General features: G+C 69.2%; 23 protein-coding genes and 2 pseudogenes. 11 read left to right on the top strand and 14 right to left on the bottom strand.

Annotated features, from left to right (window positions below):
* Positions 1-50: 50 nt before the first annotated feature.
* The 5 genes from ACFYTE_RS28190 to ACFYTE_RS28170 form a co-directional block, all read right to left on the bottom strand.
* Entirely contained in the window at positions 51-890 is an 840-nt protein-coding gene (locus ACFYTE_RS28190; protein ID WP_388716108.1) for a helix-turn-helix domain-containing protein, read from the bottom strand.
* Between the two features lie 222 nt (positions 891-1,112).
* On the bottom strand, positions 1,113-1,436 hold the full coding sequence (locus ACFYTE_RS28185; RefSeq protein WP_388716073.1) for a hypothetical protein: 324 nt from the start codon (positions 1,434-1,436) through the stop codon (positions 1,113-1,115).
* A complete protein-coding gene (locus ACFYTE_RS28180; protein ID WP_388716070.1) occupies positions 1,433-1,777 on the bottom strand; it encodes a DUF6247 family protein in 345 nt (114 codons plus the stop codon). Before ACFYTE_RS28180 ends, ACFYTE_RS28185 begins: the two co-directional genes overlap by 4 nt.
* Before the next feature lie 28 nt (positions 1,778-1,805).
* On the bottom strand, positions 1,806-2,159 hold the full coding sequence (locus ACFYTE_RS28175; protein WP_388716067.1) for a hypothetical protein: 354 nt from the start codon (positions 2,157-2,159) through the stop codon (positions 1,806-1,808).
* A gap of 175 nt (positions 2,160-2,334) precedes the next feature.
* On the bottom strand, positions 2,335-3,357 hold the full coding sequence (locus tag ACFYTE_RS28170; protein WP_388716064.1) for an AsnC family transcriptional regulator: 1,023 nt from the start codon (positions 3,355-3,357) through the stop codon (positions 2,335-2,337).
* A 124-nt stretch (positions 3,358-3,481) separates the two neighbouring features.
* Between ACFYTE_RS28170 and ACFYTE_RS28165 the strand changes: the two genes are divergently transcribed.
* The gene (locus ACFYTE_RS28165; RefSeq protein WP_388716061.1) at positions 3,482-5,041 is read left to right on the top strand and encodes an MFS transporter; all 1,560 of its coding nucleotides are present in this window, start codon (positions 3,482-3,484) and stop codon (positions 5,039-5,041) included.
* Positions 5,042-5,143: 102 nt separating this feature from the next.
* Here ACFYTE_RS28165 and ACFYTE_RS28160 read toward each other — a convergent pair whose 3' ends face one another.
* Positions 5,144-6,052 carry a helix-turn-helix domain-containing protein gene (locus tag ACFYTE_RS28160; protein WP_388716058.1) on the bottom strand — a complete coding sequence of 303 codons (909 nt, stop codon included), beginning with the start codon at positions 6,050-6,052 and terminating at the stop codon, positions 5,144-5,146.
* A 173-nt stretch (positions 6,053-6,225) separates the two neighbouring features.
* Here ACFYTE_RS28160 and ACFYTE_RS28155 point away from each other — a divergent pair, with 173 nt between their 5' ends.
* Complete coding sequence (locus ACFYTE_RS28155) at positions 6,226-6,870, top strand: NAD(P)-dependent oxidoreductase (protein WP_388716055.1); 645 nt, start codon at positions 6,226-6,228, stop codon at positions 6,868-6,870.
* Positions 6,871-7,083: 213 nt separating this feature from the next.
* Here ACFYTE_RS28155 and ACFYTE_RS28150 read toward each other — a convergent pair whose 3' ends face one another.
* On the bottom strand, positions 7,084-10,218 hold the full coding sequence (locus tag ACFYTE_RS28150) for a discoidin domain-containing protein (RefSeq protein WP_388716052.1): 3,135 nt from the start codon (positions 10,216-10,218) through the stop codon (positions 7,084-7,086).
* A 473-nt stretch (positions 10,219-10,691) separates the two neighbouring features.
* On the opposite strand from ACFYTE_RS28150, the gene ACFYTE_RS28145 reads away from it, so the two are divergent.
* The gene (locus tag ACFYTE_RS28145) at positions 10,692-11,039 is read left to right on the top strand and encodes a transposase family protein (protein WP_388716049.1); all 348 of its coding nucleotides are present in this window, start codon (positions 10,692-10,694) and stop codon (positions 11,037-11,039) included.
* Positions 11,040-11,165: 126 nt separating this feature from the next.
* Here the strand turns inward: ACFYTE_RS28145 and ACFYTE_RS28140 are convergent, their stop codons facing one another.
* The 3 genes from ACFYTE_RS28140 to ACFYTE_RS28130 form a co-directional block, all read right to left on the bottom strand.
* Positions 11,166-11,696 (bottom strand): hypothetical protein, encoded by a 531-nt coding sequence (locus ACFYTE_RS28140; protein ID WP_388716047.1) that lies wholly within the window; start codon positions 11,694-11,696, stop codon positions 11,166-11,168.
* Between the two features lie 37 nt (positions 11,697-11,733).
* On the bottom strand, positions 11,734-11,886 hold the full coding sequence (locus ACFYTE_RS28135; protein WP_388716118.1) for a hypothetical protein: 153 nt from the start codon (positions 11,884-11,886) through the stop codon (positions 11,734-11,736).
* Between the two features lie 66 nt (positions 11,887-11,952).
* A complete protein-coding gene (locus ACFYTE_RS28130; protein WP_388716044.1) occupies positions 11,953-12,330 on the bottom strand; it encodes a VOC family protein in 378 nt (125 codons plus the stop codon).
* Positions 12,331-12,658: 328 nt separating this feature from the next.
* Between ACFYTE_RS28130 and ACFYTE_RS28125 the strand changes: the two genes are divergently transcribed.
* The 4 genes and pseudogenes from ACFYTE_RS28125 (at position 12,659) to ACFYTE_RS28110 (ending at position 15,065) form a co-directional block, all read left to right on the top strand.
* Entirely contained in the window at positions 12,659-12,787 is a 129-nt protein-coding gene (locus tag ACFYTE_RS28125) for a hypothetical protein (protein ID WP_388716042.1), read from the top strand.
* 595 nt (positions 12,788-13,382) lie between these two features.
* Positions 13,383-13,892 (top strand): annotated as a pseudogene (locus tag ACFYTE_RS28120) (extracellular solute-binding protein); the annotation flags it as partial.
* Positions 13,893-13,921: 29 nt separating this feature from the next.
* A complete protein-coding gene (locus ACFYTE_RS28115) occupies positions 13,922-14,326 on the top strand; it encodes a thiamine pyrophosphate-dependent enzyme (RefSeq protein ID WP_388716040.1) in 405 nt (134 codons plus the stop codon).
* Positions 14,327-14,387: 61 nt separating this feature from the next.
* Positions 14,388-15,065, top strand: coding sequence for a GntR family transcriptional regulator (locus tag ACFYTE_RS28110; protein ID WP_388716037.1), 678 nt, complete (start codon positions 14,388-14,390; stop codon positions 15,063-15,065).
* 305 nt (positions 15,066-15,370) lie between these two features.
* On the opposite strand, the gene ACFYTE_RS28105 is transcribed toward ACFYTE_RS28110, so the two are convergent.
* Both ACFYTE_RS28105 and ACFYTE_RS28100 read right to left on the bottom strand, forming a co-directional pair.
* A complete protein-coding gene (locus ACFYTE_RS28105) occupies positions 15,371-16,405 on the bottom strand; it encodes a LacI family DNA-binding transcriptional regulator (protein ID WP_388716035.1) in 1,035 nt (344 codons plus the stop codon).
* 94 nt (positions 16,406-16,499) lie between these two features.
* Positions 16,500-18,287, bottom strand: coding sequence for a hypothetical protein (locus ACFYTE_RS28100; protein WP_388716032.1), 1,788 nt, complete (start codon positions 18,285-18,287; stop codon positions 16,500-16,502).
* A gap of 267 nt (positions 18,288-18,554) precedes the next feature.
* Between ACFYTE_RS28100 and ACFYTE_RS28095 the strand changes: the two genes are divergently transcribed.
* The 4 genes and pseudogenes from ACFYTE_RS28095 (at position 18,555) to ACFYTE_RS28080 (ending at position 21,199) form a co-directional block, all read left to right on the top strand.
* Complete coding sequence (locus ACFYTE_RS28095) at positions 18,555-19,016, top strand: extracellular solute-binding protein (protein WP_388716029.1); 462 nt, start codon at positions 18,555-18,557, stop codon at positions 19,014-19,016.
* A pseudogene (locus ACFYTE_RS28090) lies at positions 18,983-19,333 on the top strand (extracellular solute-binding protein); the annotation flags it as partial. The gene ACFYTE_RS28095 and the pseudogene ACFYTE_RS28090, both read left to right, overlap by 34 nt.
* Positions 19,334-19,424: 91 nt before the next feature.
* Complete coding sequence (locus ACFYTE_RS28085) at positions 19,425-20,345, top strand: DUF4038 domain-containing protein (RefSeq protein WP_388716026.1); 921 nt, start codon at positions 19,425-19,427, stop codon at positions 20,343-20,345.
* 83 nt (positions 20,346-20,428) lie between these two features.
* On the top strand, positions 20,429-21,199 hold the full coding sequence (locus ACFYTE_RS28080) for an SDR family NAD(P)-dependent oxidoreductase (protein ID WP_388716022.1): 771 nt from the start codon (positions 20,429-20,431) through the stop codon (positions 21,197-21,199).
* 103 nt (positions 21,200-21,302) lie between these two features.
* Here the strand turns inward: ACFYTE_RS28080 and ACFYTE_RS28075 are convergent, their stop codons facing one another.
* Together ACFYTE_RS28075 and ACFYTE_RS28070 are read right to left on the bottom strand one after the other, a co-directional pair.
* On the bottom strand, positions 21,303-22,196 hold the full coding sequence (locus ACFYTE_RS28075) for a LysR family transcriptional regulator (protein WP_388716020.1): 894 nt from the start codon (positions 22,194-22,196) through the stop codon (positions 21,303-21,305).
* A gap of 91 nt (positions 22,197-22,287) precedes the next feature.
* Positions 22,288-23,679 carry an MFS transporter gene (locus ACFYTE_RS28070; protein ID WP_388716017.1) on the bottom strand — a complete coding sequence of 464 codons (1,392 nt, stop codon included), beginning with the start codon at positions 23,677-23,679 and terminating at the stop codon, positions 22,288-22,290.
* Positions 23,680-23,855: the final 176 nt, after the last annotated feature.

Genomic DNA, 23,855 nt, shown 5'->3' with positions numbered 1-23,855 from the left:
AAGGGTTGCCTAACTTCGAGAAGGTTATATTCCGCTCGCCGTGTCGACAATCAGGAGTTCTGGACACTCGATACGGGATTCCGGACACCGTCCGGGGTGCCGTCGGCCGAGTCGAAGAACGCGCCCGGCGTGGTTCCCATGACTCGCCGGAAGGCGGCAATGAAGGTGCTGGGCTGCGCGTAGCCGAGCGTCTCGGAGACGGTCTGCACGTCCAGCCCCTCGGAGAGCAGCGTCAGCGCCCGATGGACGCGCAGCACCTGCCGCCACTGTGCGAAGGACAGCCCTGTCGCGTGGCGGAACGCACGGGTGATCGTGCGGTCGCTGATCCCCAGCCACCGCGCCCACTCCTCCAGCGAGCGGGAGTCGGCAGGATCGTCCAGCAAGGCTTCGGTGATCGCATCGATCCGGGCGTCGCCGGGCAACTGCAACGCGAACTGGCTCTCCAACGGCTGGAGCACGTCGAACACGACCGACTCAGCCCGCGCCCTGGCCGCGGCATCGAGATCCGTGCGGGACAGATGGGTGAGCAACGACTCCAGCAACGGCGTCATCGCAATCGCTATCGGCCCCTCGAACGCGAACGGCGTGCGGTCGGGGGCGAAGAAGGCCTCGTGGAACTCCGCACCCGCCGTCGACCGCCCCCCGTGCACCACTCCGGCCGGCATCCATAGCCCGTGTCCCTCGGACACGGTGAAGATACGGTCCTCCACACGGGACGTCAGCGTTCCCCCGCGTACCCACACAAGCTCATGCAGGGGATGCGCGTGCGGCGCCCACTCCGTGGGAACGCGAGGAACCTGCGACCCGGCGATGATGGCAAAGGGGGCTGTTGCCTGGTCCGGAAGTGCCGCGGCTCGGCGCACCACGGTCCCCTTCTCGCGCCGCCACATCCCGGGGCTCGCACCACGAGACGATCGGACCATGCGAAGGAGTCTATCCGGGGGCGGGTGGCCGAGGCCGGTGAGCGGGGTCCGGCCCGGCCGGCATTCGGGACGTTCCAGCACAACGGGATCCCGCCCGCGGCGCCCAGCCGCCCCACAGTTGCAGGAGCCAAGCCGCAACTGCATGCGCCGGACGGGAGACGCGCTGGATCCAGGGTCAGGGTGGCCGGCTCACTGCCAGAAACACTCATCGATCACGATCTGAGGATCGGTGCTCCTGCGGGTGAAGTGGTACCGGAGCCACCCCCGGCCGTGATCGAAGTAGATGATGTGCTCGCCACCTGGGCGGGTGGACTGGACGGGTTCGACACTCATTCCGCCTGGGAGGTCGCGGTCGCTGTCGATGCCCCGGAAGTACGGGTCAGCGGCGGTGACGAGTTCGGCGCGGGCTTCGTCGACCAAGGCACGGGCCTCTTCGGGGAGGGCGTTTCGGTTGTCCTCGGCGTTCTTGGTCCAGTCGGCTTGCCAGGGCGGCCCCATGAAACCGCCGGTCACTGGCCGGGCTCCGCCTTCGCTGCCGTGCGGCGAATGCGTCCGGCTTCTTCAATGAGTGACTTGGCGCGGGCGTAGTCGGGTTCCCGGCCGGCCTCGTCCTCCAGGCCGTGCACCTTCGCTTCTAGCCGGGGGTCGCGGGCGAGGGCGAACTCGCCCCACCAGCGGGCCATGAAGGCGGGGACCGGCGCGAGGTCGTAAGCGTCGGCGATGTCACGGCGCCAGTGCCGATCGAAGTCGACGAGGAGTTGCGGCGCATGCTGGGCGATGGCGGCGCGGAGCGCCTTCGGCGTCCTGTCGGGCATGGGGGGCACGGACCCGGAGCTGAGGGTGGCGGTAGTCATGAACGGCAGTCCCCTACGTGGCGGTCGGTCAGGCGGCGGTTGGCTTCATCCGGCCTGGTCTGCCGTCAGACTTTTCGGCAGATGGTTTCTTGTCGTCCTTGGCGGCGCTTTGTGCAAACCGCTGTCCCGCACGGGCGAGGCTGTTGTCACGCAGGGTGTAGATCATGCTGGAGTCCTTGTAGCCCAGCATACGGGCGAGCCTGGCGACCCGTCCGTACGGCAGCTTTCCGCCGACGGGTGCGGTGACGGCGGCACGAACGTCGTCTTCGAGTTGTTTGCGGAGCTGGGCGAGCTGCTTCTCCGTGCGGGCGATCTCGGCGCGGGTATTGCGGACCCTCTGCACGTCGGGGTCCTGGTCGTCCTTGTTCTGCTTCGCCGACATGCTTCGCAGCATGGCACCACAGACCACGGTTTGCAACACTGTAGATGTGGATACTGTGGTCTCGTAGACCACGGTATCTTGACTTGCATAATCGGCGCGTCGGCGGTGAAGTCCCGCTGGAAGGCGCGCAAGTGGGGGAGCGGGGCCCGTGTCGGCGCCGAGGCGGCGGGGACAGTCATGGTTCCGGGGGCGGAGGGTAGGGGCCCGGACCCTTGAGCGTCCGGTGGATCGGCGTGGTCACCGTGTGCCGAAGTCCGGGCAGGGCGGCCACGGCCTCGGTGAGGTAGCGGTAAAGGGACTCCGGAGAGTCCACCTGGATGCTCGCGTACAGGTTCGTCGCGCCGGTCACCGCCGCGGCGAACGACACCTCGGGATGCGCCGCCAGCGCCTCGCCCGCCTCGGCCAGCCGCGCGGGATCGATCTCCAGCCAGAGGGCGGTACGCAGCTTTCGGTGCAGGACGTCGGGGTGGTAGTCGATGTCGAAGTACAGCACGCCCTCGGCGCGCAGATCGCTGATGCGGCGGCGCACCGTGGACACCGACAGTCCCGTGGCATCGGCCAGTTCACCCACCGGCGCCCTGCCGTCGCGGGCCAGCAGGTCGAGCAGCAGCCGGTCACGGCCGTCCAGCACAACGGGCCCGGTGCCGGCCGCCCGCTTCCCGTCCCTTGGCCGTGGGGCCAGCGCGGCGGCCTGCGCGTCGGTCAGCGGCCCGCTCTTGTTGATGGGGGCGAGATCCCGCCCGAAGAACACGTGCAGGACGCAGTGCGCGGAGACATCGACCACCCGGGGCGTGCTGGGCAGTTTCTGGACCAGCAAGGGCTCTTCAAGGCCGGGACCCCGCGTACGGACCGAGGCCATCGTCTCCGTTCCCCCCGAGGTGAGGGTGACCCATGTGGTGTCCGTACGGCGGGCCATCGCCGCGCCGATGGAAGCGGCGGCGTCCGGAGTGCACCGCACGCGCACGAACCATGACAGGTCTCCCAGCCGGAACGGATCGGTCAGCCCCAGCACACGCAGTTTCCCGGTGGCGCGCAGGCGGGCCCAGCGGCGGGCCGCGGTCTGGTCGGAGACGCCCAGCACCGCCGCGATCTCCGTGAAGGAGGCGCGGCCGTCGATCTGGAGGGCGTGCGCCAGGGCCAGGTCTTCGTCCGTGAGGTGACGCCCGGAGGAGTCCGCACTGTCGAGATACGTCTTCATGCCGTCGATTTTAGAGAATACGTGCAGATCGACCTTCGTCAGTCCTCCGATCGCGCATGCACCGTCAACCCTTGTCGAGGGCCGAGTTCCGGTCCGCCCTCGATTCCTGAACGGAGAGAACGACATGCGTAAGTGGGGACCGCTCATAGCGATCTGTCTCGGCGCGTTCGTCCTGCTGGTGGACGTCACCATCGTGAACGTGGCGCTGCCCAGCATGGCCCGTGACCTCGGCGCCTCCTTCGCGTCGCTGCAGTGGGTCATCGACGCCTACGCGCTGGCCCTGGCGGCACTGCTGCTCGCCGCCGGCGCTTTCGCCGACCGCTACGGGCACCGCCGGGCCTACGTGGGAGGGCTCGCGCTGTTCGCCGCGGCCTCGCTGGTGTGCGGCCTCGCCCCCGACGTCGGCGTGCTCGTCGCGGCGCGCGCCGTGCAGGGCATCGGCGGGGCCGCCATGTTCGCCACCGCCCCCGCTCTGCTGCTCGCCTCCTACCGGGGACGGGACCGCGGTACGGCGTTCGGCCTGTGGGGAGCGACCAACGGGGCCGCCGCGGCGGCGGGACCGCTGCTGGGCGGCGTGCTGACCCAGCACATCAGCTGGCCCGCGATCTTCTGGGTCAACCTGCCCGTCGCAGCCGTCGCCGTCGTCCTGACCCGGCGCGTCATGGTCACCGACCGCCCGGCCGCGGCCGGCCGGAAGAACCGCGTCGACGTCCTCGGGGCCGCGACCTTCACCGTGGCCGCGGGCGCCCTCACCTACGGACTCATCCGCGGCGCGGAGGACGGCTGGGGCACCGCCGCCACTCGCCTCTCTTTCACCGTCGCCGCACTCGCCCTGGTGGGCTTCGTGGCCGTCGAGCACCGCATCGCCCGCCGCGGCAACTCGCCGATGCTGGACCTGACGCTGCTGCGCAACCCCTCCTTCACCGGGTTGATGACCGGAGCGTTCCTCCTGCAGGCCGGTGCCTTCGGCTGCCTCGCACTCGTGTCGCTGTGGCTGCAGTCACTCGTCGGACTCTCTCCCGTCAGGGCGGGACTCGCCCTGACCCCGCTCGCGGCCGCCTCGTTCATCGTGTCCGTGGTGGCAGGCCGGTACATCCAGCGTCTCTCCCCGCGCCGGCCCATCGGGCTCGGGCTGCTGCTGGTGGCGGCGGGCATGCTCCTGCTCAGCGCCGGCATGACGGAGGGTGCGAGCGCCGCGTCGCTGACCTGGGGGCTCGTCGTCACCGGTGTCGGAGTGGGCCTGGCCACACCCGTACTGGTCTCTGCCGCCACCTCCACCGTGCCCCCGCAGCGTGCCGGGATGGCCGGCGGCGCCGTCAACACGGCACGCCAGTCGGGTATGACCCTGGCCATCGCCGTCCTCGGCGCCGCCTTCGCGAACAGGGCCACCGCCACGCTGACGGCGGGCGGGCTCCCGCGTGCCGGCGCCGCCGCCGACGCCCTGGCCTCGGGCCGGGCGAACGGGATGATCGCCTCCGCACCGGCCGGGCAGCGCGCGGCGGCGGCCGACCTCGCCCACCGGGCGTTCGCCGCCGGTCTTGACCGCGTCTTCCTGCTCTCGGCCCTGGCGGCGGCCCTCGGCGCCGTCGCCGTACTGCTCCTCGTCCGGCCGGCAGCACCCGCGCCCGGCCCCGGCCGCACCTCCGGGGCCGCGGCAGAGGCACCCGCCCCGGCACGGAGCTGACGCCGGCGCCCCATGGCGTCGGCGATCCTGGCGCTGCCTCCGCGAACCACCGGCCGGCCGGTGCCGTGCGGAACGGACGTGCCGTCGGCGTACGGCCTTCGGTCAGGACGCCGAAAGCTGGTGGCTGCGGCGGAAGTCGCCGGGGGCGGTGCCGGTGTGGCGGGTGAAGAACTTGCCGAAGTTGGTGGGCTCCGAGAAGCCGAGGCGGCGCGCGATCAGGGCGACGGGCTGATCGCTGTGGGCGAGCAGCCGCTGAGCCTCCAGGGCGACGCGGGTGTCGATGACCTGCTTGACGGTTTGGCCGGTGGCGGCCAGGCAGGCGCGGGTGAGGGTCTTGACGGTGTACCCGAGGTGGCCGGCGTAGTCCTCGGCGCGGCGGGTGGTGGCGTAGGAGCGTTCCAGTTCGGCGCGGAAGAGGGCGTAGATCTCGCCGCCGGCGTCCGGGTCGGTGTGCGCGCCGTGCCGTGGCAGCCGGTCGATGTGCAGCAGCAGGGTGGCGAGTTCGAGCCGGAGGATGTCCGGGGAGACGGTACCGGACCGCCGGGTGAACTCGGCACGCAGCTGGCTCAGCAGAGTGGAGACGGCGGCGTGGTCGCGGCCGGTGCCGAGCTGCCGGCAGACGGGCCCGTGCCACTCGTCCAGGAGGCGGGCGGTGCTCGTGAGGTGGGCGGGGAAGGCGGGGGTGAACAGCAGGTGCGGGCCGTTCATCGTGCCGGGGCGGCCGAAGCGCTGGACCTGGCCGGGGCGGATCCACAGCAGTGTGCCGGGGCGGCACGGGTAGCTGACGAAGTCGACGGTGTGCTCCCCGCTCCCGTCGGTGATCAGCGTGACCGTGTGGAAGCCGACACGGTGAACGCGTTCGAGACTGCCGTCGGCCATGCGTGTGTGCAGGGCTGCCAGGTCGGTGATCTCGAAGCCGGAGACCGGTGCGGTCGGCGGGTTGAACCCGAATCCCGGGATCGGGCCGTCACCTGTCCGGGCCCGGCCGGCGACGTGTCGCATCGGCACCATGACCCCAGTGTTGTCCGTTTTTGACCATCAAGGGTCTTCAGCGTATCTCGCCTGCCGGATCTGCCGCAGTGAGAGTGGATGGGCACGGGCAGCCAGACGGAGGCCGTCCGCCCGGTGACCAGTACCTCTTCGGTGCGCAGGGCGCCTGAACCCGCACCCCAAGGAGTAAGAACATGAGCAGGATCGTTGTCTTCGGAGCCGCAGGGAAGGCCGGCTCCCGCGTCGTTGCCGAGGCGGCCGCCCGCGGTCACGAGGTGACCGCCGTCGCCCGTGACGCGGCACGACTCGGCCAACTCCCCGACGGCGCACGTGCGGTGGCGGGCGACGTCACCGATACCGAGACGGTCGCCACACTGGCCCAGGAAGCCGACGCGCTGGTGCTGACCGTCGGCGGTCCCGAGGCGCGGCTGTACACCGAGGCGGTGGCCACCGTCGCCGAGGCCGCCCGTGCCCTCGGCCCGAAGGGACCGCGCATCCTCCACATGGGCGGCGGCGCCAGCCTGCTGAACGACGACGGCGTGCGCTTCTTCGACGCGCCGGACTTCCCGGAGGAGTTCAAGCCTTACGCGATCGGCCAGATCCAGGCCCTCGACGCCTACCAGGCACTCGGTGACGACGTGACCTGGACGTACGTCTCCCCGCCCCCGGTGCACTTCGCCCCCGGCGAGCGCACCGGCCGCTACCGCACCGGCCTCGACCACCCGGTCGTCGGCGAGGACGGCCAGGCCCGCGTCTCCTACGAGGACTACGCTCTCGCCCTCGTCGACGAGATCGAGGATCCCCGGCACCTCGACCGCCGCTTCACCATCGGATACTGACCCACCGAGACCGGCATCCGTTTCCGTCAGATGACAGGAACGGCACGGTGGATGCCTCAGTTCGCCTGGGGGCAGGCCGGTGTGCGCGGTGGATGCGCCCGCGAGCCCGTCTCAGCCGACGGCCGGGTGGGCCGGGCCCTGCGGCCCGCGGCGGCGGCCTGGACTCGTCCGTGTGGGATGGGACAGGTGCCCCGGCACCGGGGCACCTGCGGCTCAGTACACGGAAAGCCGTGCGACGCCGGTGTGCCCGTCCGGCGTGCCGGACACCGCGAGCGCGACGTAGCGCGGCGAGCCGGTGCGGTGCAGACGGCGGACGCGGCCGCGGCCGTCCAGTGTGCCCACCCGGCGGTAGTGCACGCCGTCGTCGCTGAACTCCACGTACGCGGCCGGTGCGTCTTTGCGGGACCACTCGGCCTCCACCTGGCGTACCGCGCGCCGGGCGCCGAGGTCCACGACCAGGCGGCCGTTACGGCCCGGACGCCATGAGGTGTCCGGGTCGCCGTCCACCGCGGCGTCCGGCTCCGACATGCCCGGGGGCAGCGGCGCGTTCGGGAAGGTGCTGCGGCCCAGCGCGTGGTCCGTCGTCGGATACGGCTGTGCGCCGGGCACCGTGACGTCCGTGCCGCGGCCGGGCCGCACCGTCACCACCGTGCTGCGGCCCTGGGCCTCGACCCGCACCCGGCAGGTCGGCCCGGACAGGTGCAGGGTGGCGGCGTCAAGGACCCGCACCTGCAGCCCGGTCGGCAGCGACCGTCCCGACAGCGGGACGAGTGTGAACCTCGGCGGCAGCAGGCGCGCCGACGCCTCGTCGAGGCGCGCGTCGTAGCGCAGGCCGTTCCCGGTCACCATCTGCTCGCCCTCATAGACCTCCCGGTGGCGACCCCCCTGTTCCAGGGCGACCGTCGTGCGGACCGGTTGCGCCGAGAGGTTGAAGAGGCTCAGATACCCGTCCGTGACCGCCGCGCGGACCCCGGGGTCCTCGGCTGCGGGCGCCGGCCGACCGGCGAGCGCGCTCAACTCGGCGGCGGATGCGCCGCAGTGGCCCTCGACGACGAGCGGGCCCTGCGCCCCCTCGGCCAGGACGATCATGTCCCCGTACACGGCCAGCGGGTGCCGTTCGCCGCGCAGCACGAGGCCCGCGCGGCCGTCGACGTCGAGCCATCCGCCGCCGCTGCGCAGCGACGGGGCAGGCCCGCTCACCAGGTCCGTCCACTGCTCGTTGTCGGCCGAGCCCTGAACGCGGTAGGCGCGGCCCGCGGCTTTCTCCCAGCGCAGGGTGACCCGGTCGAGCGTGCGCACCGCGCCGAGGTCCACCGCCAGCCAGCTGTCGGCCCGCGGCCGGTCGGCGGTGGACACGGCCCAGCGGGTCGTGGTGTCGCCGTCCACGGCCAGTTCCGGTCCCTTGCCCGGGGTGTACGAGGAGGCCGTGGCCTTCCCGCCGCGCGCGAGGTCCGGACCCTCCTCGCCGTCGCGGGCCTCGACGGCGAACAGCGAGTACCCGTACGACGGGTCGGGCTGCACGCCGAGGACACGCAGGTGCCGTACCGTCGTGCGGTCGAAGGCCAGCTCGTCGACACGGCCCGTCGAGCCGCCGGAGGTGTCCTTGGCGTCGACCGTGGCCGAGCCTTCCTCGAAGCGGTAGGTGCGGCTGCCGTCCAGGCCCGGCACGCCCGGCATGGTGAGATTGTGCACCTCCAGCCGGCAGCCACGGGTGTCCTGGCCGTCGGCGGCGTAGACGACGGCGCCCGTGGGGAGCGTAGTGCAGCCGGCGAAGCCGTCCCGCAGCCGCAGCAGCGTGGCGCTGCCGTCGAAGCCGTCCCGCAGCCTGGTGTGCACCCGCACCGACCGGCCGGTGACCTCCACGGAGGCCGAGGGCAGGAACATCGGCGTGCTGCCGCTGAGCCGGAAGAGCCAGTCGTCGTGGCCGGGCTGCCAGGCGAACTTGACGAAGCCGGGCTTGGTCACCACGCCCGCCCAGGCGGCGCGGGTCTGGTGGGACACCAGGCCGGGGCCGGTCCCGAAGTCGGTGACCCCGGAGGCGTGCTCGAACAGCTCCGCTCGGGACAGCGGCGTCACCCGCTCACCCGCGTGCGGCCAGATGTGCAGCAGATAGCTGATGGCGAGTTCGGCGCGCGCCTCCGGCTCGTACTTGGGCTCGCCGGAGAACTTCGCCAGCCGGTACTCCGGCGGGTACTGCTGGTACGCCTCCAGACGCGAGGCCAGCTCCAACTCGGCGCGGGCCGCGGCCCGGTCGCCCATCACCCGGGAAAGGAAGGCCAACGGGATCACGTCCCGCCCGTAGAGATGCTCGCGGTCGTTCACCATCGGCATCAGCGGCTCGCCCGCGTCGGACATCACACCCAGCAGGGTGCGCCACAACGGGCCGGCGTTCGGCTGCCGGGTCAGCACCTCGGGCAGCGGGAGGCCCGCGGCCAGGAAGTGCGCGGCGTTGCGGCCCGAGGTGCGCCACAGCTCCGCCTGGTAGTGCGGTCCGAACGAGCCGTGGTTCTCCACGATGAACGTGTCGTAGATGTTCTGGGCGGTGTTACGGGAGACCGGAACGCCGTCCACGCGCGCCGGGTTGGCCAGGTCGGCCTGCGGCAGGCCGGCCTCGTTGCGCGACCAGGTGCCGTAGCCGGTGGCCCAGTCGGCGCGGCGCCGGTCGTCCGGCGCCCAGGCCAGCGCCGGGGCGAGGGTCTGGGAGTAGAGCCCCATCTCCTCCAGCTTGGTGTCGCCGACGTACCCGCCCTTGAGCCCGTTGGGGGTCCAGTCACCGGAGTCCGGGTCGTCGCCCGTGCCGAGGGAGGAGGTGTACGCCGCCTGCTCGCGGGCGATCCGGTCCACCAGGGAGCGGGTTTCCGCGTCGAGGTCGTCCCAGAGCAGCCGGGCGGCCAGGATGAAGTACGACTGAAACGTGGTGTCGAAGAACAGCGTACGGCCCCACTGCTTGCCGCCCGTCAGCCGGTTCGATGCGGCGAAGTGGCGCAGCGTCGCGAGGGTTCGGCGCTTGAGCGTGTCCCGGTCGATGCCGGCCTGTTCCTCGTCGAAAGTGCCGTGGGTCAGCAGCACGGCGTGGCCGAGCACGACGGCGAAGCCGAAGTACTTGTCGGTGTAGATGCCCCGCGCCTCGTCCCACTGCGTCTCGGACCAACGGGTGTGCCGCAGCAGCACGCGGTAGTACGTGGCGGTGATGTCGTCGGTGTCGCCGGAACCGTCCGACGCAGCGGCGCGCGCGGCGGCGACGGCCGACGGGGAGCCCGGTCCTGCGGACAGGGCCGCCGCGGCGCCGGTGGCACCGAGGAACTGCAGCAGGTGGCGACGGCCGAGAGGGAGGGAGATCGACCCCACAGTGTTCTCCTCATAGGGTTGAGACAACGTTGTCGCAGTGATGGCACGGCGTCAGCCGCACGGCCGGAGGGCACCGCGGCGAGAGCGGAACCCGGATTCGGGGACGGGGCGCGCATCCACGGTCCCGCCCCGCTGAGTGTCTTGCGGTACCTACGGTGGCGGACGGTGGTGGGGGGCGGGATGCGTCATGGTCCCGGGGGAGCGGCGGTCGGTGCCTGTGGCCCGGACGCCACATGGCAGCGCCCAGGACCGAGTGCGCCAGGCGGTGCGAGTCTGGGTCCGCTCGGCGTTGACAACGTTGTCTGGACGGCCGGGGGCGGAGTTCTCCCACCAGAGCTGTGGCGACGGCGGTAGCGCCGAGAGCGCGTCTTCTCCTCGGACGTCCACCGGTACCCTTCTTTCTCGCCGCGGTCGGGCCGCGCGGCTGAAGCACACCCTTTGCCGACCGGGTGTGTTTCGTCAAGGGAAAACGCATGATCCGCGGGAAGGCTGTCGCTGCCGGCGACCTTGACGCCGGTGTCGTAGGTGCCCGGGTCGAGTTCGGCGTGGATGCCGGTTGCGGCGCTCGCGGCGGATGCGGGGGGCGCGGGCGAGGACCGAGGCAGTACTCCGGCAAACACCATCATCACGGCCTGCGCTTCCTCGCCCTGACAGACGAGAAGGGGCGCCTGATCTGGATATCCGCCGCCCGGCCCGGCCTCACGCACGACACCACCGCCGCCCGCCACGATCACATCCTGGCCCACCTGCATGCCGTCGGCGTCGGCGCCCTCGTGGACCTCGGCTTCCGCGGCCTGGACAGCGATGCACGCGCCCCGTGATCGTCACCGGCTTCCACGCCAGCCGCACCCACAAGGTCACACTGGCCAGAAGGAAGCCAACCGGATCCTCGCCGTCGGGCGCGCCCCGGTCGAACACGGCTTCGCTCACCTCAAGAACTGGCGGACTCAGAGACGCACCGACGCATCGTCACTCACAGAGGTCACCCCGAGGTCACGGCGCATCACGGTCCTCAGAGCCCGCAGCAGATCCCACACCTCCGCTTGGGCCCGGAAGGCAGCGGCCATCGTCTCCTCAGGCTCGGGCTCTTCTCGCTCAAGGCGTTTGACCTGTCCGTATACCCCGTTCAGGGCTTTGTTGACCTCACTCGCAGATACGAGGACGTCGTCAGGGGCGATCATCTGAGCTTGGGAGTACGTGTCGCGGTGGGCTCTTTTTGCCTCATCGAGTTCTGCCCGGTCGGGCTCCTCAATCCTGCGTTCCTGCATGGCATGCAGAAAATGGCTGAGCGCCGTGGTGAACTGACGTGCATCCCGATTGAGCTCCACGTAGCAGGTGCGTCGGAGAAGTAGATTCTCGCGGACCTCTTCCTGGTCCCGAACCAGCTCTATCTCCCGACGTTTTGCCCGTTCAGAGGCACGTTGGGTAAGCAACGATCCCCCCAATGTGCCAGCCACACCTGCCACCGCGATGATCACAGAGCCGAAATCCACAGCACCCCTCGAAGCCGCTTACCTATCGTGCCCAGGAGCGGCAGACCTGGTGCTCGTCCAGCCCGGCCAGTCCCTTCTCGCTTTGGAAGGTCTCCTCTACCCGCCATCTGGAACCTGCCACCTTGACCAGGGTGGCCAGGAACGCGGGATACAGCTCTCCGTGACCTGCGGCCACCGTCTCTTCGTAAGTCCACACAACTCACGGTGATCAACGGAGGCCGCACCCTGCGGTGTCTCCCCGTCAGTCCCGGACGAGGCAGAACGGGTGCCCTGCGGGATCCGCGAAGATGCGCCAACTCCGCTTTCCATCACCCTCATCGAGCAGTGTGGCGCCCCGTTTGAGGACCTCTTCCAGCGCTTGGTCCAGGTCCTCGACTCCCAGGTCGAGGTGGAACTGCTGGGGCCGAGCAGGATCCGGCCAGCTCGGCGGCTGATGATCTTCCACCCGCTGGAAGGCCAGCACGAACCCGTTGTCGGCGTGGAGCGTCGCCCAGCCGTCGCCGAGCGACCATCGCGGATCCGGCTGGTTCACCTCGCCGCCGAGAAGCGACTGGTAGAACCGGGACAGCTCAACGACATCGGCGCAATCCAGCACCACGCACTGCAGCTTGGCGATCATGAGGGCAGCGTAGAGCAGCACCACCCACCGGGCTCTCACCAGCCTGAACACGATCTACAGCTGGAGTATCAAGCGACAAGCTGACGGACGATCTACTCCGCAGACTGCCGCCTACGACCAGTGTGAGCACACCTGGGGACCGACACACCGGCCCTTTGACCTGCGACTTCAAGTTGGCGGAGGCTCCCGGCGGGACATCGGACCTGGTGAGGCCTTCCAGTCGATGGCGTAGGCGCTCTTGTCGCTCGCCGGGTCTTACTCAGTGCTCGGCCAGGCGCCGTTGAACAGGCGCCGTACCTTCAAGAACCCCGGCTGTCCCAGCCTGAACGTGCCCACCGACGCCGGGCGCGCCCCCACGCTCACCAGCGTGCTCGCCCGCCGCGCCGACGGCCGCCTCACCGTGCGCCACCGTGAGGCAGGTCGCGACGCCGGAGTCGGCTCGACCCTGGCACCCTAGACCGCCGGCCCCGCACACCTGAGCGCATTGCACCGGTTCACCGCCACCGTGCGCGAGTCCGCCAGGCAGACCCGCGCCCCCCTTGACGCCGGCGACCTGCTCGTCATCGACAACGCCCGATTCCTCCCGCGGGCGCACCGACATCGCGGCCAGCGCGGTCCGGCGCCTCAAACGGCGCTACACCAAGCTCAACCCGGCGTAGCCGCTCCAAACTGCCGTGGCCGGACCGGTCTTTCGGTCGGCTGGGGCGCCGGCCCACCGGCGGTCGATGGGGTGAGGCTGCCGGGCGCCCGACGGCGAGTGGCGCAGCCACCAGGCCGCCGCGTCGGACAGGCCCTTCGACCCGCCCCGGTCGTCCAGACGACGCATGGGCGGCGGGCCGCACCGGAGGTGCCGATCCGGAAGGTGAAATGCGCCCGTTCCGGCGAGGGGCTTTGTTGCAGCACTGTGAAGTCTCATCACCGGGGGCTTTTGGCATACCACTTCGCATGCGAAGCTGCATGCGAGATTCTTCCTCGGGCGGCGGGGCCGCTCCGTGGAGTCCCGACCCTGGAGCCGGTTGGCCGTCCAGCCCTTGAACGACAGAGGATTCGCCATGACGTATCTTGATCGTCGCGCACTCCTGCGCTCTGCCGGTGCCGCGGGAGCGGCCCTCCTGGGCGGCGGTCTGCTGGCAGCCTGTGGGTCGCCGGGCCGCACTTCGGCCGGCGGGTCGACCGCCCTCACCCTCTTCCACTGGGCAGGGGCGCAGGGGACCGTGCCGCGCAGGGTCGCCCAGGCGTTCGCGAAGAAGCACGACGTGACGATCCGCTACATCGAGGGCACCAACGCGGACACCTTTCCCAAGCTGGTGTCCTCCGTCCAGGTCAACGCCGACAAGCCGCTGCTGAACCTGGGCTTCTTCAACGCGCAGAGCTTCGCCCAGGGCGCCGCCGACGGGCTGTGGGCACCGGTGAGCGAGAAGTCCGTACCGAACATCGCGAAGGTGCTGCCGGGATACACCACCGGTGACGGTTTCGGCGCCTACATGGTGATGGACGCGATGGGCCTCATCTACAACAAGAAGGTCATCCGTACTCCGCCCACCTCCTGGACGGACCTCTTCGACTCCGCCTACCGAGGGCGGGTGACCACGTGGGACGCCCCCGCCTTCAGTGTCAACGCGCCGCCGACGGCAGCTTCGCGATGGCGTGCGGTGAGCTGGAGACGGTGTCCCGTCTCGAACTTCCGGTTCTCTTCGTGCAGTTCACCAACCACAGCCTCGGCTGGATCAAGATGCTCCAGCACCTCTACACCGGGCGTCGCTACTTCGGCGTCGACCCCGGTACGATCGACGCGGTCGCCGTCGCCATGGCGTGCGGCGTGGAGGCCCACGCGGTCCGCTCGGCCGACGAACTCGCCGCCCGGGTAGCCGACTTCGCCGAGCGGCCGCGGCCGCTGTACCTGGACATCGAGGTACCCCACATGATCGACTACACGCCGCCGGTGCCCGCTTGGGACCGGGGCCTCGCCGGGAACGCGGAACGCCCCGTGTACTGAGCGGCACGTCGGTGGCGACGGGACCAGGGCGGCAACGGGGCGGAGTGGACAGGACGGACCAGTGACGGAACAGCATCCGGACGCTTCAACGGGCAGTGCCGGCAGGGCGTCGGCGCGTCGCCGGTCGGAAGAGGTCTACTGGACCTTGCGCAAGGAGATCGTCGACGGGGTACTGCGGCCCAACGCGCCGCTCGTGGAGGACGAGATAGCGGCCCGGCTCGGCGTCTCGCGCACTCCCGTCCGTGAAAGCATGCAGCGGCTCATGGCCGACGGGCTCATCCGCTCGCAGCGGCGGCGCTGGGTGGTGCACGAGTACACCCAGGAGGAAGTGGCACATCTCTACGAGGTCCGGGCCGGCCTGGAAGCCCAGGCCGCCCGGCTGGCCGCGCTGCGCGCCACACCCGAGGAGCGTGAGGCGATCGCCGGGTGGCGCGAACGCATGACCTCGCCGACGGCGGACTCCCTGTGCGACCGCGTCTCCAGCAACGACGCCTTCCACGACAGCATCACGGCCGCCTCCGGCAACCGCCGTCTGCTGGAGATGATCCGCGCCAACCGCCTCTTCCACTTCACCAAACGCATCGCCGCGCTGTACAGCGCGGAGGAGATCGCGCTCTCCTCGCGACAGCACGGCGATCTCATCACCGCGGTCTGTGAGGGCGACGCGAACCGCGCCGGGCAGACGGCGCGGGAACACACGGAGTACTCCCTGGAGGTCATTCTCCGCAAGCTGTTCTGAGCGGTGCCCTCACCAACACAAGAGCAGCCGCCGCCTCGCGACCACACCAGGTGGCGGCTTCGCCGGTGAGGCGGCGGGCCGTCAGGCCGGCGGAAACTCCTGGTCCAAAAGCCGCAGTACCTCCTTGCTGTCTCCGGTGGAATCGGGACAGCAACGGCGACCGCCGGACCACTCGCCATTTCCACAGCGAGCGGGCACGCACCATCGCCGATATGCCAGCCGCCCAGGAGAGTGCGCTGCTCGCCATCCTGAACACGCTGCGCACCCCTGCGCTCGATGGAACCGGGGGATCAGCGCCGACGCACTCAGCGAAATGGGGCCGTAGACGAACGAACGGACAAAGTGCTGGGAACAACCACGGCTTCGGAGAGGGGCTGTCCGCCGATACGTCCGAGGATGGCCTCAAGCGCGATCTCCCCGACCCGTGCGAAGTCCAATCTGGAGGAAGTCAAAGGGGGCGAATAGTATTTCACCTCCGGCATGTCGTCGATGCCGGCAATCGAATAGTCGGCCGGCGCGCTCAGCCCTTCTTTGCGCAGTTCGGCCATGAAGCCCAGGGCGATCTGGTCACTTGCGGCGAGAACCGCGCTGAAGGACGACGGACGCACCTTCGTAGCGGCCTCTGCCCCGGCTGCGGCATCCCATTCACGGCACTGGACCACGGGCAGCGGGGACACATGTGCCTCGGCCAGGGCGTCGCGGTATCCGCGGATCCGTTCGGTGGACTCGTTGCGGTTGGCCGGCCCGGCCAGATGCAGGATGCGCTGGTGCCCCAGACCGGTGAGATGCCGTGCCGCATGGAGGGCCGCGCCGTAGGAATCGGCATGGACCGCTGTGACGCCCGGTGCGCTCACCTCGGACAGGAACACGACCGGGACCATGGCCGCGATCTCTTTCAGCAGGTCGTCGACGCCGAGATAGGGAGATCCGACAACGATGCCGTCCACCCGCATGGACAGCAGATTGTGCAGTGCCTGATCGATCTTCGCGTGACCGTCCGCCTCGGACGGGTCGAGGTCGATCTGTGTGGTGAGCAGTGTCTGTCCCGCCGCGATGGCTGCCCGGCTGATGCCGGTCAGGATGTCGGCATTGCCGTAGTTCATCGGTCCCATGGCCAGGAACCCCAGGGTGTCGGTGCGTTCGGCCCTGAGGATCCGGGGAAGTCTGCTGCGGCTGTAACCGAGTTCGCGGACCGCGGTCTCGATCTTGGCGCGGGCTTCCTGCGAGACGTATCCGCCGGTGAAGTACCGGGAGACGGTCTGGGCGGACACATTCGCCGCGCGTCCCACGTCGGACATGCTGGGCCTGCGCTTCGGCCGATCCGACTGCGCCTTGGACATCGCTTCTGCTCTCCTGAGTCTTGAGTTCACCCTCCGGACCGGGGCGCATTCTATGAGTTCTGCCGTGCCCCTCCCTTCGTGGGAACGGAACGGGTCACTCCTCCAGTTCGATCGCCCGCCAGGAGCAGGCGGGCAGTGAGAACGCATGGCCACTGTCCAGAGCCAGCAGTTCGGTCCGGGGGCCGACATTGGCGGCCATGAGCGTCACGCGGTCTCGCGATCGCGCAGCCAGGACGGACACGTTCACGGGCAGATCGCCCTTCGGGGCGAGCAGTTCGGCTCCTGACAGTCCGATCAGGCGGGCGAACGCCTCCGCCGCCGGGCGAGGCGTGCCGTGCTGGTCGTACAGCCCGCGCGGGCCCCATGCTTCGGCGAAGGTGACGCTCAGCACGCCGGGCAGGGCGAGTTGGGCTGCTGACGCGACCAGCCAGGCGGCGTAACCGGCGGACTCCTGGCGGGGGTCCGTCGAACCTGGCACGAAATGCGCGCCGTAGCCGTCCCGCACATGCGGCACGGTGCTCGTCGCGCGGGCACTGGTGGCCACGGCATTGAACCTGGGGCGCAGGGTCACCGGTCCCACATGGAGCGGCCGGTCGCCCGGTCCCAGTGCCTGGCGTGCTGTGAGGCGCTGCAGCGGCAGGGATTCCAGCAACTGATCGCGTCCGGTGTCGTGCATCTGAGGGGTGATGGAGAACGTGACCGCGGTGGCGTCGTCCGGCAGCCGGTCAAGAGTCCGGTTCAGCTCGGTGAAGTGAGCGCGGGCACCGGCCACCAGGTCCACCCCGGCGAGGAGGGGCCGGGCTGCGGCACCGGCGACGAGTGCTCGCCAGAGAGGAGGCTCACTCACGTGCGTGGTGAGGTCGTACACACCCAGACGAGCCACCGGAAGCTCCTGAATCGGGTCCAGAGCCGCTTCCAGGAGTGAGGGATCACTGGTCACCAGGCGGACGTCGAGCCGCCCGCCTGCCGCGTCCTTGACAGCTCTCATCAGCACGGCTCGCCAGTTGGCGTCATCAAGGACAGGTTCGACCAGGACGTCGACGGACGGCAGGCCCGGGGGTGTGGCGCCGTGAGACGTCGAAGCTCCCACCAGGAACTGTGGAACCGGCTCTGCGGTGGGATGGAACGAGACGTTCGCAGGCGCTGCCGCAACGGCTGTTTCTCGTTCTCGAACGACGGGTTCCTCGACTGTGACGCCGACCGTGTGGGTGATCCGTGCGCCCTGTGCGAGCTGTACCGGGAACGGTTCGGCGAGCGGCGTGCTGTAGGTCTTGAACGAGGCGTCCGTCCAGTTCCGCTGGTCCTCCATCTCGAAGACGTCGCCTGCGAAGACGGTGGACACCCGCAGGTTTTCCGAGTTCCAGGTGAGCGCCCGGACATTTCTCGCCGGCTGGTGGGGTGCGATGTCACGCGGGAACCGGGTCTGGCTCACAGACCCGTCGGGGTGATGCACCCGAAGCGGTCGCCCGGCCTCGGCGATGTGGTGCAGGACCACCAGACCGAGACGATTGCGCAGGAAGTCCCGGCAGACCACCGCACTCGCCGAAACCAACAGTTCTGAATCGTTGCGGCACTCGACGGACAGGTCGACCTCGATCTCTGCGACCTCGTCCGGGCGGCGTGAGGCGTAGGTCAGGTGGACGTGGAAGTCGTGCTCCCCGGGGAGGTGCGGGTCCGTGCGGATGGCAACCGGCTGAGCCGTCCGCCAGTCGCGGTCGCGGGCGACGAACCGGATGGCGCGCAGGACGGGCTGCTGCTTCCAGCGAAGGTCGCAGAGGGAGTCGTGCCGGAGTGTGAACGTCCAGCCGCCGATGCCGACCGGGAGCGGAGCAGGTTCGTCGTCACCCCAGAGCGCCGGCTCCGTCGACCGGGACAAGCTCACCGCTTCACCGTTCCCCTTCTCGCTCTCGTCGGAGGCGCGCAGATCAGCACCTCACCGACGCCAGTGTGGGATGCATAACACAATTGTGTCAAACACTCGTCCTGGCCGTTGACAGCACCACGGGTGTTATGGATAACGTCTCGCCTCACCTGCTGCGTCATGGATACGCACGGATGCCGGGAGCCTGTGAGACTCCAGGCTCCCCACCCCCGCTGCCAACGCCCGTCCGCGTCGGCGACACCCAGCGATCAATGGAGAACGCCCACGGTGACCAGATGGAAGATGATCCTCGCCGCGTCCGCGGCAGCGGCCCTGCTGCTCGGCACCTCTGGGTGCTCCGCCACGGGGGCCGACCCGGACTCGTGCACCGCCCCGATCGTGCACAAGAACGTCCCGCGCGTCACCGTGTGGGGCTGGTGGAACGCCATGGGCGACGTGGTCGAGCAGTTCAACCAGGCACATGAGGACGTCCAGGTGTGCTGGACCAACGTCGGTCAGAGCGCCGACGAGTACCCCAAGCTGCGCACGGCTTTCGCGGCCCAGACGGGCGCTCCCGACATCGCGATGATCGAGAACGAGCAACTCAACAGCTTCGCCGTCAACGGAAGCATCGTCGACCTCTCGCCCTACGGGGTCAACGAGGCGAAGAGCGAGTCACCGAGGGCGCCTGGCAGAACGTCTCGGTCGGTGACCGCGTGCTCGCCGTCCCGGTGGACGCCGGGCCCGTAGGCCTCTACTACCGGGCCGACCTGCTGGCCAAGGCCGGCATCCATGCGCCTCCCAGGACCTGGGAGGAGTATGCCGAACAGGCCGAGCACTACCAGAGGATGATGAAGGACGGCACGTACGGCAATTTCTCCGCCAACACGCCCTCCCTGGCTCTGGCCCTGTTCCAGCAGGCCGGCAACACCGCGTTCAGCTACGACGCGAACGAACCGAACGCCATGGGTATCTCGCTCGATGACGCCGCCACGCGCAAGGTCACCACGTTCTGGCACGACCTGATCCAGAAGGGCGCCGTCGACCACGTCGACGCCTTCACCACCGACAACTCCACGATGCTCGCCTCGGGGCTGCAGGCCACTTACGTCGGAGCCTCCTGGGGAACTGGTCGGCATTCTCGTCGAGCACGGCCTCGTGCCGGTCTGGCAACCGGTCTTCCAGGGCTTCGGCTGGAAGGGCCTGGAAGTCGCGGGCACCGTGATCCCCACCGACGAGTACGCCCGCTACTGCCGCTATCTCGTCGCCCGGTACGGGGCCTGGCCCGCCGTATGGCTCCCCGGTGCCGACGGGGCGGGCGACGAGCCCCAGATCGAGGCCGCCGGCCGGGAGATCGAGAAGAGCGATGCCTACGGCCATCCCACCGGAATCCACTACCGGCCGCACGGACACAACCGGGCGCACCAGGACGCACCCTGGCTCGACTTCCAGTGGTGCCAGACCGGGCACCTCGGTGACCACATCCCGGAACGACTCGCCGACATGGTCCGCAACCTCCCCGAAAAGGCCGTAGCCAACGGGGAACCGAGCTACGAGAACACCCGAGAGACAGGGCTCGCCGGAGGATGGTGGCAGGGCCACGAAGCGTGGAGCAACCTCTGCGCCGGGGCCGCGATGGGTGCCGTCTACGGGGCCGCCAGCCTGTGGCAGTGGAAGCTCCACCCTGACGAGCCCGGCCACGCCCCCTACTTCACCGCCCCGGACGCGGGCTGGAGGCAGGCCCTCGACTTCGAGGGATCCCGCTACGTCGGGCTCGTCAACACCATCCTGCACGGGCTGCCGTTCCTGGGGGCACGGCCGAGCTGGGAGCAGACGATGAATCCGCGAGGACTCCTGGTGCCCGGGGTCTTCTACCTGGCCTACTCGCACAACGGCGGAGACCTCGACTTCTTCTTCGGCGAGACCGTTCCCCGCCCCTATCGCATCGTCGACCCCCGCTCCGGTGCGGTGATGGCCCGAGGCGTGCGTGCCGAGGCCAACGACACCGTCCCCGACCGGGGCGGTGCACCCCGGCTGTTCATCTTCTGCGACGACTTCTCCGGCACCGCCATCGACTGAAAGACCCCCGCCCGACAGCGCAGCCGGGTGTAGCGCGCGATCCGCGCCAGGTACGCAGCAGAGCAATGCAAGGAGTTCAGATCATGACGGATCGCCTTCGTGGCAAAACCATTCTGGTGACCGGTGCCGCATCCGGTATCGGCGCGACCGTGGCCACCGCCTTCGCCGCCGAAGGCGCTCACGTCGCCTTCACCGACCTGGACCTTGAGGGAGCCCGAACCGTCGCGAAATCGGCCCCGCGACCTGCGGGCCAGGAACACACCGCGCTGCTCCTCGACGTCACCGACGAGGGCAGCGTGAGCCGTGCCTTCGACACCCTTTCCGCGGCCGGGACGCCGGCCGACGTCGTCGTGGCGAACGCCGGCGTCCAGCTGTTCGGGCAGGACGCACAGGTCGCCGACCTGGACCTGGCGGTCTTCCGGCAAACCGTGGAAGTCAACCTCGTCGGCACCTTTCTGACCCTCAAGCACGCCGTCCGGTCGATGCTCACCTCCGGTGGAGGATCGATCATCGTCACCGGTTCGCCCACCGCCCTGAACGGAGAGGGCGCCGACTTCACGGCCTACTCCTCGGCCAAGAGCGGGGGCCATGGCCTGACTCGGGCAGTCGCTGCGGCCTACGCGGACCAAGGAATCAGGGCCAACACGGTCGTTCCCGGATACACCGAGACACCGCTCGTCACGACGATCTCCGACGACAGTGCGGCCCGGCGGGCGATCGTCGGCCGAACTCCCCTGAGACGAGCGGGAACTCCCGAGGACGTCGCCGGCATCATGATCTATCTCGCCAGTGACGAATCGTCCTACGCCACGGGCGCCGAGTTCCGGGTCGACGGAGGCATGACCACCCTTTGACACATGTCACCGACGGGAGAGTGGTTCCTGCGGCAACAAGGGAGGACTTGCCACCGCCAACCGCTCCCCGAACACGGGCACAGCGGACGAACCGAAGTCACGATCAGGGGCATGTTTCAGGGTCAGGTTGGAGCGCGTGCCTGCGGCACAGTCCGATGAAGCGGTTCACCACCGATGACCGTGTGGAACCAGGTAGCCAGGACACGACCAGAGTGGTGGTCGGAGCAGGGGCTACGAACCGTCGCACGCGAACCCTGGGCGGGCAGAGCTTGGTCGCTCGTCGCTCGTCCAGCACGGCAATGCCGACACCGTTGGCAACCTCGCGCAGGATGTGCTCCGCTTCGGGTTGTTCCATGACGATTTTCTGCGGTCGTTCGCCCCAGATCTGCCGTCTGATCTCGTCGTGGTAGGCGGGACCTTGCGACCGCGGCCAGTGAATGAGCGGAAGATCCACCACTTCGTCGTAGGTGACGCGTTCCAAGGGGGCGAGCGGGTGATCACCGGGCATGGCGACCACCAGCTCTTCGGTGGCGACGACCATCGAGTCGACCGCCTGGTCACGCACGATGGACCTCGCGAAGGCGACGTCCACCTCTCCGGCTTCGAGCAGTTCCAAGTTACGGCTTGTCCAAGCCGAGGTCAGAGAGATCTGCACCCCGGGATAGTGGGCGCGGAAGCGCTCGACGAGCTCGTGCATGTTCAGGTCGGCGCCGGAGCGGGTGTAGGCGACCCGAAGTGTCCCCGTCGGCTGCTCAACGGCCATCCGTACGCGATCGACACACAGATCGACTTGGGCGAGGACCTGCTCGCCTTGCTCGCAGAGCACCTCGCCGGCGGTCGTCAGAGAGATGGGTTTGGTGCTCCTGTCGATCAGCTGCGCACCGACCTCGTGCTCCAGGACCTTGATCTGCTGGGACAGGCCCGGCTGCGAGATGTGCAGCTTCTCAGCTGCACGGCCGAAGTGCTGCAAGCGCGCGAGCACCAGAAAGTACTCCAACCTTCTCAAGTCCATCGCTGTCCTTGTGTGCCCTCTGCTGGTGATGCTTGCTTGCTCGCCGAGGGAAGCGCGGTACGACCTGCGGCGCCGGTCAGCTCTGCAACCGCGCAGGAGCGTGCTGCTCCTTGCCGTCGTGTGGTGAGCCGGACACCCCATTATTGCCGTGAAGCTCCGCGGTATCTACATCCTGTTCCAGGGCAGTGCCAGCGGTCTCCTTGAGAAAGCAGAATATGATCAAACCGGAGATGAGCGCGATCGAGGATGCGTAGACGGCGGGCGAGATCAGCAGGCCGGTCAGGGCAACCAGCCACGCGGCGACGAAGGGAGCGGTTCCAGCGAAGATCGTGTAGGCGAGGTTGTAGCTCATCGAGTTGCAGCTGTACCGGACCGACGTCGGGAACAGCTCGGCTGACAGGGCCGGCACGACCCCCGAGACCGGTGCGATGCACAGACCGAAGATGATCTGCCCGAGCAGCACGCCGACGAGGTGGCCGGTCTGCATCAGCAAGAAGGCCGGAACACCGAGCGTGGTCAGGGCGACCAACCCCGTGATGATCACCGGTCGGCGTCCGAATCGGTCGGCGGCCCGGCCGCCGAGGAGGACCGCGGCGCAGAAGATCACGATGGCCGTGCTGTTCATGAACAGCGAGGCGTCCCGGCTGACACCCAGCTTTGTCTCCGTATAGGTGACCATGTACGAGTTCAGGATGTAGTAGGACGATGCGGTGACCGCCGCGGCACAGAACACGAGGAGCATCTTGCGCCACTGGGTGCGGATGCCGGTGAGCAGCGGGTTGCGGGGAGCCACTCCTGCCGCCTTCATTTCTGTGAAGACCTCGGGTTCGGCCAGGCGCAACCGGACGTAAAGGCCGATCAGTCCCAGCGGCGCGCCCAGCAGGAACGGGATACGCCAGCCCCATGCGGCGAAGGCGGCGTCGTTCAGGAGAACGGAGACGGGCAGGATGACGATGGCGCCCAGGACGGCGGGGATCGCGGACGACACCGTGATGGTGCTGACGTACGTCGCCCGCTTGTTGTCCGGCGCCGATTCGGCCAAGTAGGACGTCGCCCCGGCGAACTCGCCGCCGTTGGAGACGCTCTGCAGACATCGGCAGACCAGCAGGAGCACCGGGGACACGAGCCCCACGCTGGTGTAGGTCGGCAGCAGACCGATCGCGGTTGTGGTCGCCGCCATCAGGAGAATCGCCGCGGTCAGCGCTTTTGTGCGCCCGAACTTGTCGCCGAAGTAACCGAAGATGAAGCCGCCCAGCGGGCGGAAGAGGAATCCCAGGGCGAAGATGACAAAGGTGCTGAGCAGCCCGGCCGTGGGATCGGCTTCGGGGAAGAACTGGCTTGCGATGGTCGGTGCCAGCAGCCCGTAGATGGCGAAGTCGTAATACTCCGTGAGTGTCCCGGCGGCAGCACCGAAGATCGTGCGTCGGTTCGTCGGCCGGCCCGGCGGGGTCAATGCGGTGGCGGTCATGGCTCGTCCTTCTCGTCGCCGAGACGGCGACTACGTCGTTGGCCTGAGGTGGCGCCTTCCAGGTGAAACGTGGACTGATCGGGTGGGACGTCTGTGCATGGGCTTTGTGCGGCCTGATCTCCGCGCCCCGGCGGGACCGGAAACCAGGCCGTGGGATCAAGACAAGGCCGGGTCAG

Source organism: Streptomyces sp. NPDC004629 (genome assembly GCF_042873595.1).
Lineage (GTDB): Bacteria > Actinomycetota > Actinomycetes > Streptomycetales > Streptomycetaceae > Streptomyces.
This window is presented reverse-complemented; position numbering and strand designations above follow the sequence as displayed.